Here is an 11,959-nt window from a genome sequence, read left to right as displayed (position 1 = left end):
TGGCGTGCCCAAGAGTGCCTTGGGCGCGCCATGCTGTCCACTGGCCTGTACGCTTTAGCGCATGACGATGCCGCGATGCGACATGTAGGCCTTGGCTTCCTGCACGGTGTATTCGCCGAAGTGGAAAATACTCGCCGCCAGCACCGCACTGGCATGACCTTCGAGAATGCCATCGGCCAGATGCTGCAGATTGCCGACACCACCGGAAGCGATCACCGGAATGCCCAGCGCGTCGCTGATGGCGCGGGTCACGCCGAGGTCGAAACCGTTTTTCATGCCGTCCTGATCCATGCTGGTCAGGAGGATCTCGCCGGCACCGAGGCCTTCCATTTTCTTCGCCCACTCGACTGCGTCGAGACCGGTCGGCTTGCGCCCGCCGTGGGTGAAGATTTCCCAGCGCGGGGTTTCGCCGGGACCGGAAACTTTCTTGGCGTCGATGGCAACGACGATGCACTGCGAGCCGAAATGCTGCGCGGCCTCGCCGACGAACTCGGGGTTGAACACGGCGGCAGTGTTGATCGACACCTTGTCCGCGCCGGCATTGAGCAGGTTGCGGATGTCCTGCACGGTACGCACACCACCGCCGACGGTCAGCGGGATGAATACCTGGCTGGCCATGCGCTCGACGGTATGCAGCGTGGTGTCACGGCCATCGACGCTGGCGGTGATGTCGAGAAAGGTAATCTCGTCGGCGCCCTGCTCGTCGTAGCGACGGGCAATTTCCACCGGGTCACCGGCGTCGCGGATGTTCTCGAACTTCACGCCTTTGACGACCCGGCCGTTGTCCACGTCCAGGCAAGGGATGATGCGTTTGGCCAGCGCCATGGTCAGTCCTCAGCCTTGGTACGAATCGCAGAAAGCTTGCGCTTCGGCGACGTCGAGAGTGCCTTCGTAGATCGCCCGGCCGGTAATCGCGCCGATGATGCCCGGTGCCTTGGCGTCGAGCAGCGACTTGATGTCACCCAGGTTATGGATGCCGCCGGAAGCGATCACCGGAATCCTGGTGGCAGCGGCCAGCGCAGCGGTGAACGGTACGTTGCAGCCCTGCATCATGCCGTCTTTGGCGATGTCGGTATAAACGATCGAGGATACGCCGTCGGCTTCGAACTGCTTGGCCAGGTCGATGACCTGTACGGTGCTGATTTCCGCCCAACCGTCGGTGGCAACGAAACCGTCTTTGGCATCCAGACCCACGATGATCTTGCCTGGGAACGCACGGCAGGCTTCAGCGACGAACGCGGGATCCTTAACGGCTTTGGTGCCGATGATCACGTAGCTCACGCCTGCCTTGACGTAATGCTCGATGGTTTCCAGCGAACGAATGCCGCCACCGATCTGGATCGGCAGGGTCGGGTAACGCTTGGCGATTGCGGTAACCACTTCGCCGTTGACCGGCTGGCCTTCGAACGCGCCGTTCAGGTCGACCAGATGCAGACGGCGGCAACCGCCCTCCACCCACTTGGCAGCCATGCTCACCGGGTCATCGGAGAACACCGTGGAATCTTCCATGCGGCCCTGGCGCAGACGTACGCAGGCACCGTCTTTGAGATCGATAGCGGGAATAATCAGCATCTGGCAAACCTTAAAATTGGAATGTTCAGCTTGGCTCGGGAATCAGTTTTTCTCGAGCGCCCACAGGTCGCTTTCGATGCTTTCAAACCGTTCCTTGAGGTGGGTCTGCACATCGAAAATCGCCCTGTTGTAATAGTGCGGTGCAATCTCGCGGGTAAACAGCTCAAGAATTTCCGCCGCTTCGAACGAACCCAGGTCCAGTTCGAAACGGTCTTCCATGAACCGCTGGATCTTGCGATTGGCCTCGCTCTCCTGCTCGGGAGTGAGGGTCAGGATCGGCGGTCTGGACTTCTTGACAGCCATTTACCAGCGACCGTCCCACGCAGCGAAGTTCTGCAGCAGTTGCAGGCCGTGGGTATGGCTTTTCTCCGGGTGGAACTGCACGGCGAAACGCGAACCGTCGGCCAGCGCTGCGGCGAAATCGACACCGTAATGACCGCTGCCCACCACCTGCCGCGCATTGGCGGCGGCGATGTAGTAGCTGTGCACGAAGTAGAAACGCGCCAGATCCGGGATGTCATGCCACAGCGGGTGACTGATCTTCTGCTTTACCTCGTTCCAGCCCATGTGCGGGACTTTGAGGTGCTCGCCGTCTTCGTGCAGATCCTTGCCGAAGAATTTCACCGCGCCCGGAAACAGGCCGATGCAGTCGACGCCGGCGTTCTCTTCGCTGGTATCGAGCAAGGCTTGCATGCCGACGCAGATGCCGAGGAACGGCCGATCCTGGCTGACCTCACGGACCAGCGAGTCGAAGCCGAGGCGACGGATCTCCGCTATGCAATCGCGAATCGCGCCAACGCCCGGGAATACCACACGGTCGGCTTCTCGAATCACGTTCGCGTCGCTGGTAATCAGCACCTTGCCGGCGCCGACGTGCTCGAGCGCTTTGGCCACCGAGTGCAGATTGCCCATGCCGTAGTCGATAACTGCGACCGTCTGCATTACAGAACGCCTTTGGTCGACGGCATTTGCCCGGCCATGCGTTCGTCCAGCTCGACGGCCATGCGCAGGGCGCGGCCGAAAGCCTTGAACACGGTTTCGATCTGGTGGTGAGTGTTGGTGCCGCGCAGGTTGTCGATGTGCACACTGACCAGCGCGTGGTTGACGAAGCCCTGGAAGAATTCCTGGAACAGGTCAACGTCAAAACCACCGACGGTGGCGCGGGTGTACGGCACGTGCATCTGCAGGCCCGGGCGACCGGAGAAATCGATCACCACGCGCGACAGCGCTTCATCAAGCGGCACGTAGGCATGGCCGTAGCGACGGATGCCTTTTTTGTCGCCGATGGCTTTGGCAAACGCCTGGCCGAGGGTGATACCGACGTCTTCCACCGTATGGTGGTCGTCGATATGCAGATCGCCCTTGCATTCGATATCCAGGTCGATCAACCCGTGACGGGCAATCTGATCCAGCATGTGCTCAAGAAAAGGTACACCGATATCGAATCGGGCCTTTCCGGTGCCATCAAGGTTGATCGAGGCTTTGATCTGGGTTTCCAGAGTGTCGCGCTCGACAGACGCCTTACGTTCGGCCATCACCAGCTCCGCAAAATCATTGGGCGAAAAAGGCAGCCATTATAGGCACGCAGGAGGCAAACAGAAACACGAGAGGTGAGATGCCTGACGGATAGAACGCCCGGCTGTCGCGGGTAGACATGTCCATACAAGCCAGTACAGGCATGCCATAAACAAATGTGGGAGCGAGCCTGCTCGCGAATGCGGTACGCCAGCCAACATGGATGTCGACTGGTGCTCCGTCTTCGCGAGCAGGCTCGCTCCCACAGGTTCGGCGTTTATTCAGCTAACACCTTAGTGAAACAATACCGCCGTTTTCTGCAGAGTCACCCACACACCCCACGCCAACGGAATACCCACCACCAGCCATGCCGCGATCGCCAGAGGCTTGGTGCCCGGCGCGGCTTTCCACTCCAGAACGGTGCTGGCGTCAGCACCTTTGTCGTGACCCAGCGCCTGTTCAGCAGCCAGTTCAGCGTCAGTCATGAAGTACTTGTCGGCCACCGGACGGACCATCAGATTGCACAGGAAGCCCAGCACCAGCAGGCCGGCGAGGATGTACAGGGTGATGTCGTAAGCGGCAGCGCGTTCCACGCCGATACTCAACTGATATTCACGCAGGTAGTTCACCAGCACCGGACCGAGCACCCCGGCAGCGGCCCAGGCAGTCAGCAGACGACCGTGGATCGCACCGACCATCTGTGTACCGAACAGGTCGGCCAGATACGCCGGAACGGTGGCAAAACCACCGCCGTACATCGACAGGATGATGCAGAACGCCGCCACGAACAGCGCAACGTTGCCCAGATGGCCCATGTTCGGAATCAGCGCATACAGGGCAAAACCCAATGCGAAGAACACGAAGTAGGTGTTTTTGCGCCCCAGGTAGTCCGAGAACGAGGCCCAGAAGAAGCGGCCACCGATGTTGAACAGGCTCAGCAGACCAGTGAAGCCCGCTGCGATCGCCGCGATCGAGGCCAGTTGGCCAGCGTCGAGCTGACCGAACGGCACATCGACGCCCAGCAGTTTGCCGCCGAACACTTCCTGCAACAGTGGCGAAGCCATGCCGAGGATACCGATACCCGCCGACACGTTCAGGCACAGCACCAGCCAGACCAGACGGAATTGCGGAGTTTTCCAGGCTACATTCACGTGGACGTGACGGTTGGTGATCATGGCGTTGGAAGCTTTCTTCGCCGGAGCGGTCCAGCCTTCAGGCTTCCAGCCGGTTGGCGGCACGCGGTAGGACAATGCGCCACCGATCATGAACACGAAGTAAATGGCCGCCATGGCCACGAAGCTCTGCCATACGCCCACGCCTTCTGGCGATGCGAAGTGGCTCATCAGTGCAGTCGCCAACGGTGCACCGACCATCGCGCCGCCACCGAAGCCCATGATCGCCATGCCGGTTGCCATGCCGCGCTTGTCCGGGAACCACTTGATCAGGGTCGACACCGGCGAGATATAGCCCAGGCCCAGACCGATACCGCCGATCACGCCGGAGCCGATCCACATCAGCCAGATCTGGTGGGTATAGATACCCAGCGCGGAAATCAGCAGACCGCCGCACCAGCACAAGGCCGAGACCACGCCCGCTTTACGAGGCCCGGCGTGTTCCAGCCAGCCACCCCAGATCGCTGCCGAGCAGCCGAGGAAGATGAAGAACAGCGTGTAGATCCAGCCGAGCATGGAGATCGGCCAGTCGCAGTTCGACGAAAATACCTGTGCGATGAAGCTCATGTCCGGCGCGCAAGCCACCGGCGCGGTAACGCCCAGCGCCTTGGACAGCGGCAACCAGAACACCGAGAAGCCGTAGGCCATGCCGATGCACAGGTGAATGGCCAAAGCGGCCGGTGGAACCAGCCAACGGTTGAAACCGGGCTTGGCGATGATGCGTTCCTTGGACAGGAACGCAGGCTGGTCGGCTTTGAGGCCGTCCGCCGTGATGCTCGTGCTCATTGTGTATCCCCCAATTGTTAGTATGGTTCGCCAGCCACTGCTCACCCTCGGCCTTATGCACGCAGGCATGACCGTTTTTTTAGGTGAAGCTCCTTGAAGGCGCGACGTTAAGTCGCAGACGGGCGGACGAACTGGCGAAGGTTACCATTCTCAGGTGACAGAAAAACCAAACTGATATCACCTTTTTGCAAGTCATCTGTTCTCGTACGACTCGGGAAGCCGCCAACCCCGCGTCTGCAAAGGCACCACGCCGCTTGCTACTTGTCCCATTTATGCGTGCGAAAAGTTACCCGTCGTCTGGGCGTGACTGAACGACGGGTGAACCAAGCGCAAAAAATGGCGTCGCAAGCGGGGGCCGGATTGCGCCCTCTGGCGCCCGCCGGGCATCCTCAAGCGCAGGCCCTGTGGCGAAGTTGCAGGTGCCGCCGCCGACCCTCGGCAGATGACGCCACACCGAACCGGGCGCCGGCAGCGCTATACTCCCCGGCCATATGACCAATTCGACTAACTACAAGGACTCGCCCATGAAAGCGTTCGGCAAAATCCTGGGTCTGGTACTTCTCGGGCTGTTGCTGATCATTGTGGCGGCAGGCTTTGCCCTGACCCACCTCTTCGATCCCAACGACTATAAAGACGAGATCCGCCAGATTGCCCGCGACAAGGCCCACATCGAGCTGACGCTCAATGGCGATATCGGCTGGAGCCTGTTCCCGTGGCTTGGTCTGGAACTGCACGAAGCCAGCGTCGCCACCCTGGCCAAGCCTGCCGAACCGTTTGCCGACCTGCAGATGCTCGGCCTGTCCGTGCGCGTGCTGCCGTTGTTGCGCCGCGAAGTGCAGATGAGCGACGTGCGCGTCGAAGGCCTCAACCTGCGCCTGAACCGCGACAAGAACGGCCACGGCAACTGGGAAGACATCGGCAAGGTGCCTGTGGCGCCTGGCTCGACTCCACCCGCCACACCGGGCGCGACCGCCAGCGAGCCGACCGTCGCCGTAGAAAAACCGGCGCAACCGATCCGCCTCGACATCGACAGCCTGACCGTCAACAACGCCCGCGTTGAATACACCGATGAGCTGACCGGCAAGCAGTTCAGTGCCGAAAGCATTCAGCTGAGCACCGGCCCGGTGCACGACTCGACCAATATCCCGGTAAAAGCCACCGCGTTCCTCGGCACCAACCAACCGGTGCTGCGCGTGCGCACCGAGCTCAACGGCGAGCTGCGCTTCGAGCGCGCCCTGCAACGCTACAAGTTCGAAGACCTGAAGCTGACCGGCGAGCTCGCTGGCGATCCGCTGCAAGGCAAGACCATGACCTTCTCCGCTCAAGGGCAGTTATTGCTGGATAAAGCAGCGAACGTCGCCGAATGGACCGGCATCAAAATTTCCGCCAACCAGTTGCGCGCCCTGGGCGAGTTGAAAGCCAACGACCTCGACAAGACGCCACAGATCAGCGGCGGCATTTCCATCGCCCAGTTCGATCTGGCGAAATTCGTCGACAGTATCGGCCAGACACTGCCGGCGATGGGCGAAGGCAGCCTGAGCAAGGTCGAACTGGTCAGCCGCGTTGCGGCCACCCCGACCAGCCTGTCGTTCGACAACATCAACCTGAAACTCGATGACAGCAGCTTCAGTGGCCGCATCGCCGTCGAGGACTTCGCCAAACAGTCGCTGCGCGCGATTCTCAAGGCCGACACGTTCAACGTCGACCGCTACCTGCCACCGAAATCGGCTCAGGCCAACAGCGCCACGCAAACCCGTCAGGCCGAAGTCGCCAGCACCGAGGCCGGCGCCGTCGCAGGTACCACGCCGCTGCCGGACAAACCGAGCAAAACCGCCTGGAGCACCGAGCGCCTGCTGCCGGTCGAGCGCCTGGCCAAACTGGACGTGGACGCCGACCTGACTTTCGGCCAACTGACCCTCGACAAACTGCCAATCCAGAACGCCGCGCTCAAAGCCACCGGTCAGGGCGGCCTGCTGACACTGACTAACCTGAGCGGTGATCTGTACAACGGCGGTTTCGTCGCCAACGGCACGCTCGACGTGCGCCCAAGCGCGCCGGTACTGAACCTGCAGACCCGGCTCAATCGCGTCCCGGTGGAAAAAATCATCGAAAGCCAGGGCAAGACTCCACCGGTCAAAGGGCTGGTGACGCTGACCAGCAGCCTCACCGGCAGCGGCAACAGCCAACAGGCGCTGATCGATACGCTGAACGGCAACGCCAGTTTCGTCATCAACAACGGCGTGCTGCTCAACGCCAATCTTGAACAGCAATTGTGCAAAGGCATCGCCACCCTCAACCGCAAGACCCTTAGCGGCGAGCCTCGGGGCAAGGACACGCCGTTCGAGGAGCTCAAGGGCAACCTGACCGTGCGCAACGGCGTCGCCAGCAACCCCGACCTGAAAGTGCGTATCCCTGGCATGACCGTCAACGGTGACGGCGACATCGACCTGCGCGTGCTCGGCATGGATTACCGCGTCGGCATCATCGTCGAGGGCGACACCAGCGCCATGCCTGACCCGGCCTGTCAGGTCGGCGAGAAGTTCGTCGGCATCGAGTGGCCGCTGCGCTGCCGTGGCCCGCTGGAACTGGGGGCCAAGGCCTGTCGCGTCGACAATGACCGCCTTGGTCAGGTCGCCAGCAAAATGGCCGGCAACAAACTCAGCGAAAAGATCGACGAGAAATTGGGCGACAAAGTCAGTCCGGAACTGAAAAACGCATTGAAGGGGCTGTTCAAGCGATGACAGCGGAGCAGTTTTCCACGGCGGTGCTGGAATGGTTCGACCGCCATGGCCGCCACGATTTGCCGTGGCAGCAGGACATCAATCCGTACCGGGTCTGGGTGTCCGAGATCATGTTGCAGCAGACTCAGGTCAGCACCGTGCTCAACTATTTCGAGCGTTTCATGGCGGCGCTGCCAACAGTCGAAGCGCTGGCCGAAGCGCCGGAAGACGAGGTGCTGCACCTGTGGACCGGGCTGGGTTACTACACTCGCGCACGCAATCTGCAGAAGACCGCGAAGATCGTCGTCAGCCAGTACGCTGGCGAATTCCCGCGCGACGTGGAAAAACTCACCGAGCTGCCGGGCATCGGCCTGTCCACCGCGGGGGCGATCGCCAGCATCAGCATGGGCCTGCGCGCGCCGATCCTCGATGGCAACGTCAAACGCGTGCTGGCGCGCTTCACGGCGCAAGAGGGCTACCCCGGCGAACCGAAAGTCGCCAAACAGCTGTGGGCCAACGCCGAGCGCTTCACCCCGCACGATCGGGTCAACGCTTACACCCAGGCGATGATGGATCTTGGCGCCACACTCTGCACGCGCAGCAAGCCGAGCTGTCTGCTGTGCCCGCTCAAGCGTGGCTGTGAAGCGCACATACTTGGTCTGGAAACACGTTATCCGATTCCCAAGCCACGCAAGGCCATCCCGCAGAAACGCACGCTGATGCCGATGCTCGCCAACGGCGAAGGCGCGATTCTGCTTTACCGCCGCCCGTCAACAGGACTGTGGGGCGGATTGTGGAGCCTGCCGGAACTGGATGATCTGGAAGATCTGCAGCATCTGGCCGATCAACACTCGCTGACCATGGGCCAGCAGCAGGCGCTGCCGAGCCTGATTCACACCTTCAGCCACTTCCAGTTGTCCATCGAACCGTGGCTGGTTCAGGTGCAGGAAGCCAGCCATCACGTGGCCGAGGCCGACTGGCTCTGGTATAACCTCGCCACCCCGCCGCGCCTGGGCCTTGCTGCCCCGGTCAAGACCTTGCTCGAACGCGCGGCCGCCGTATTGAATGCAGGAGAGTCGCCATGACCCGCACCGTAATATGCCGCAAGTACAAAGAAGAACTGCCCGCGCTGGAGCGCGCCCTTTCCCGGGCGCCAAGGGCCAGGATATTTTTGACCACGTCTCGGCCAAGGCCTGGGCCGACTGGCAGAAACACCAGACCCTGCTGATCAACGAAAAGCGCCTGAACATGATGAACGCCGACGATCGCAAATACTTGCAGGGCGAAATGGACAAGTACTTCTCCGGCGAGGAATACGCCAAGGCCGAAGGCTACGTGCCGCCAGCCGAATAACCCGCAGATTTCGTAAGCGACGGAATTAATTTAAGAAATTTTCAAAAAGTCGTTGACGTAAATCCGAAAAACCCTTTTAATGCGCCCCGTTGCCCAGATAGCTCAGTCGGTAGAGCAGGGGATTGAAAATCCCCGTGTCGGCGGTTCGATTCCGTCTCTGGGCACCAAATACCGAAAACCCTGAATCGCAAGATTCAGGGTTTTTTTATGCCTGCGATTTGATGTCCGGAGGAAAATACCTGACATCTGGCTGGTCTCTGCATACCTGACATTCGCTACCGAGATACCGCCATGCTATAGATGATGGGACAACCCGTCGGTTGCGACACAACCTGTACGGATGTACAGTTTCAACCGTCAGGTGGAGATGGGATCTGCCGTTCGGAAGAACCGGATGATTTTGTGCTTGACTAACCTATTACCGAGCCGATAATTCGGCACCATTTTCAGCATGTCCCTATGGATTGGGGAAAGGGGTTTAATTGTGATCTTCAGCGAACAAAAAGTAGCCCAAATGGCGGCTTACTTTTTGCAAAGACGCGGCGGACGCATGGCCTACATAAAACTCATGAAGCTGCTGTACCTAGCGGATCGTGAGTCGATGGATCGCTATAGCGCCCCCATTTCGCACGATTCGCATGTCTCAATGGCGCAGGGACCTGTCCTCTCTGCAACGCTTAATCTCATCACTGGTCAAATTCAGTCGCCCATCTGGCGAAGCTGGGTCACCTCCGAAGCCCAATTCGAAGTCTCTTTGACCCGTGGCCCGACTGACATTGAAGAACTGGACGAGTTGTCCGATGCAGACATTGAGATCATGGATCATGTCTGGCATCAGTTTGGGCGAATGAAGCGCTGGGAGCTGGTGGATTACACTCATGACCACCTGCCGGAATGGATCGACCCAGGGCGTTCCTCTACTCCCATCAATCCTCGAGCAGTGTTCAGGGCGCTAGGCAAGGACGAGAATCAGGCGGAAGCGCTGGCTCGAGAATTGTTTGAGCGTAAAAGTCTAGGAAGGGCCGTTTCTGAGTTGATCTGATGCCAGGGAATATTTTAAGGAAAGGAACTCTACTGATACTCAGCGGCCCGGCTAACCACCTTCACATCGTGATGAACAACCCTGTTTATTCACATGAACATGGATACGACGGTGTTTTGGCTGTAAACATTTCCTCAATCAAGCCTGGGATTTACCATGATCCTTCATGCATTTTGACTACGGAATGTCACCCTTACGTACGGTGGGACAGCTGGGTAGTCTACAAAGAGGCCGCCGTCTTTGACGCATCTCGGCTTGATCTAAAAGTGGACGCTGGGGAAATCGTAGCTCATCACCCCGTAAGTGATGATTTGTATGAACGAATTCGATCCGGGTTCGATGTCTCCATACACCTCCCAAGAAAGATCGGCAGATTCATTCGTCATAATCATCTCTAAAAACATACGCGTTGGGCACCAAATACCGAAAACCCTGAATCGCAAGATTCAGGGTTTTTTTATGCCTGCGATTTGATCCCCCTCCTCTCTTCGTCCTTCGATACACCCGGATTCCAGCTGTACTGGAAAAAACCGGAAATCTGTATCTCTCCGCGCGAATGGCGTTTCGCCAATACTTCAAGCAAGCCTTGGCGAGCCAATGACTGGCTCTACTTTGCGCCCCGCAACACTCTGGACTCCTGTAGCCCTCAGAGCGCAAACCCTGATTTTTTGAATCGATCGGCGTCGCCCGCAAGGTCACTTCCTGTCCAGCAAAAAATCTGAACCCAACCCACAGGCGAACTGCAGTTACTGCTTTTCAAACATTCCAGGATGAATGCTGGCGCCCCCGTGCGCCCGGCAAAAGAGCGAAACGGACGACGTATGATCAAGCAACTCATCAATGAAGACAGTTATGTGCAGATCGGCGATCTTTGCAGCGCAACGATCCAGCTGAAAATCGAAGGACTGAATCCCGCCGGCTCCATCAAGCTGAAGACCGCGCACGCGCTGATCACTGATCTTGAAGTTCGCGGACTGATCAACCACAAGACCCGCCTTATCGAATCCTCATCGGGGAATCTGGGCGTTGCGCTGGCCATGGTCTGCGCGGCCAAGGGCTACAAGTTCGTTTGCGTAATCGACCCGAATATTTCCGCGCCGAACCGCAAGCTGATTCAAGCCCTTGGCGCGCAAATGCTCATGGTCGATCAGCGTGACGAGAACGGCGGTTACCTGAATTCGCGGATTCGCCTGATCGAACAACTGGTCGCTGACAACGCCGACTACATCTGGCTCAACCAGTACAAGAATCCGACCAACCCCCTCGCCCACTATCAAGCGACTGCCAGGTCCATCGCGCGCAAGTTTTCCCAGGTGGATTACCTGTTCGTCGGCGCGGGCACCACCGGCACGCTGATGGGCTGCAAGAACTACTTCGCCGAACATCATCCGCAGACCAAAGTCATTGCCGTCGATACCGTCGGCTCGGTGACGTTCGGCCTGCCGGGCGGCACGCGCCATATCCCGGGGCTCGGCACCAGCCGCCTGCCGGAGATATTCGAGTCGTCGGGCATTCACGACTTCCTGTCGATTCCCGAGGAACAGACGATCAAGGTCTGCCGTTGGCTGGCGCAACGCTACGGCCTGCTCTTCGGCGGCTCCACCGGGACTGTGCTCGCCGGCATCCGCCAGTGGGCGCCGCATATCCGGCCCGACGATGTCGTGGTGGCGATCTCCCCCGACATGGGTGAGCGCTATCTCGAAACCATCTACTCCGACGACTGGGTCACCCAGCGGATCGGCGCAACCGCACTGCAGCCCCTTTTCCCTGAAATCGCTCTGGCACTCTCGGCGTAATCC

The 11,959-nt window shown here is 59.5% G+C and carries 10 protein-coding genes, 1 tRNA gene and 2 pseudogenes; 7 read left to right on the top strand and 6 right to left on the bottom strand.

What is annotated here, in order from left to right; translation table 11 throughout:
• Positions 1-54: 54 nt before the first annotated feature.
• The 6 genes from hisF to AB4N41_RS10420 form a co-directional block, all read right to left on the bottom strand.
• Complete coding sequence (gene hisF, locus AB4N41_RS10445; protein WP_016772122.1) at positions 55-825, bottom strand: imidazole glycerol phosphate synthase subunit HisF; 771 nt, start codon at positions 823-825, stop codon at positions 55-57.
• Between the two features lie 9 nt (positions 826-834).
• Positions 835-1,572: a 1-(5-phosphoribosyl)-5-[(5-phosphoribosylamino)methylideneamino]imidazole-4-carboxamide isomerase gene (gene hisA, locus AB4N41_RS10440; protein WP_056787231.1), complete on the bottom strand. Its 738-nt coding sequence runs from the start codon at positions 1,570-1,572 to the stop codon at positions 835-837.
• A 42-nt stretch (positions 1,573-1,614) separates the two neighbouring features.
• Complete coding sequence (locus tag AB4N41_RS10435; protein ID WP_056787227.1) at positions 1,615-1,875, bottom strand: DUF2164 domain-containing protein; 261 nt, start codon at positions 1,873-1,875, stop codon at positions 1,615-1,617.
• Positions 1,876-2,514, bottom strand: a complete 639-nt coding sequence (gene hisH, locus AB4N41_RS10430) for an imidazole glycerol phosphate synthase subunit HisH (RefSeq protein ID WP_460138388.1) — start codon at positions 2,512-2,514, stop codon at positions 1,876-1,878.
• On the bottom strand, positions 2,514-3,107 hold the full coding sequence (gene hisB, locus AB4N41_RS10425) for an imidazoleglycerol-phosphate dehydratase HisB (protein WP_016772125.1): 594 nt from the start codon (positions 3,105-3,107) through the stop codon (positions 2,514-2,516). Before hisB ends, hisH begins: the two co-directional genes overlap by 1 nt.
• A 273-nt stretch (positions 3,108-3,380) precedes the next feature.
• Complete coding sequence (locus tag AB4N41_RS10420; protein WP_016772126.1) at positions 3,381-5,045, bottom strand: OFA family MFS transporter; 1,665 nt, start codon at positions 5,043-5,045, stop codon at positions 3,381-3,383.
• A 231-nt stretch (positions 5,046-5,276) separates the two neighbouring features.
• On the opposite strand from AB4N41_RS10420, the pseudogene AB4N41_RS10415 reads away from it, so the two are divergent.
• From AB4N41_RS10415 to sbnA, 7 genes and pseudogenes are all read left to right on the top strand, one after another.
• Positions 5,277-5,491: pseudogene (locus tag AB4N41_RS10415) on the top strand (acetyl-CoA sensor PanZ family protein); the annotation flags it as partial.
• A 78-nt stretch (positions 5,492-5,569) separates the two neighbouring features.
• A complete protein-coding gene (locus AB4N41_RS10410; RefSeq protein WP_056787222.1) occupies positions 5,570-7,786 on the top strand; it encodes an AsmA family protein in 2,217 nt (738 codons plus the stop codon).
• Positions 7,783-8,850, top strand: coding sequence for an A/G-specific adenine glycosylase (gene mutY / locus AB4N41_RS10405; RefSeq protein WP_095181066.1), 1,068 nt, complete (start codon positions 7,783-7,785; stop codon positions 8,848-8,850). Before AB4N41_RS10410 ends, mutY begins: the two co-directional genes overlap by 4 nt.
• Positions 8,847-9,118 (top strand): annotated as a pseudogene (locus AB4N41_RS10400) (oxidative damage protection protein). Before mutY ends, AB4N41_RS10400 begins: the two are co-directional and overlap by 4 nt.
• A 91-nt stretch (positions 9,119-9,209) precedes the next feature.
• A tRNA-Phe gene (locus AB4N41_RS10395) sits at positions 9,210-9,285 on the top strand.
• Positions 9,286-9,602: 317 nt separating this feature from the next.
• Complete coding sequence (locus AB4N41_RS10390; protein ID WP_231990984.1) at positions 9,603-10,160, top strand: Panacea domain-containing protein; 558 nt, start codon at positions 9,603-9,605, stop codon at positions 10,158-10,160.
• Positions 10,161-10,981: 821 nt separating this feature from the next.
• Complete coding sequence (gene sbnA, locus AB4N41_RS10385) at positions 10,982-11,956, top strand: 2,3-diaminopropionate biosynthesis protein SbnA (protein WP_252887170.1); 975 nt, start codon at positions 10,982-10,984, stop codon at positions 11,954-11,956.
• The last annotated feature ends 3 nt before the right edge of the window (positions 11,957-11,959 follow it).

The organism is Pseudomonas sp. S2_A10 (genome assembly GCF_054668465.1).
Note: the sequence above shows the minus strand (reverse complement) of the source record. Positions and strands in the feature narration are given on the sequence as shown.

Bases quoted from the DNA above. Each gene is read 5' to 3' on its own strand.
- hisF (WP_016772122.1), bottom strand. From the start codon at position 825: ATGGCGCTGGCCAAACGCATCATCCCTTGCCTGGACGTGGACAACGGC.
- hisA (WP_056787231.1), bottom strand. From the start codon at position 1,572: ATGCTGATTATTCCCGCTATCGATCTCAAAGACGGTGCCTGCGTACGT.
- AB4N41_RS10435 (WP_056787227.1), bottom strand. From the start codon at position 1,875: ATGGCTGTCAAGAAGTCCAGACCGCCGATCCTGACCCTCACTCCCGAG.
- hisH (WP_460138388.1), bottom strand. From the start codon at position 2,514: ATGCAGACGGTCGCAGTTATCGACTACGGCATGGGCAATCTGCACTCG.
- hisB (WP_016772125.1), bottom strand. From the start codon at position 3,107: ATGGCCGAACGTAAGGCGTCTGTCGAGCGCGACACTCTGGAAACCCAG.
- AB4N41_RS10420 (WP_016772126.1), bottom strand. From the start codon at position 5,045: ATGAGCACGAGCATCACGGCGGACGGCCTCAAAGCCGACCAGCCTGCG.
- AB4N41_RS10410 (WP_056787222.1), top strand. From the start codon at position 5,570: ATGAAAGCGTTCGGCAAAATCCTGGGTCTGGTACTTCTCGGGCTGTTG.
- mutY (WP_095181066.1), top strand. From the start codon at position 7,783: ATGACAGCGGAGCAGTTTTCCACGGCGGTGCTGGAATGGTTCGACCGC.
- sbnA (WP_252887170.1), top strand. From the start codon at position 10,982: ATGATCAAGCAACTCATCAATGAAGACAGTTATGTGCAGATCGGCGAT.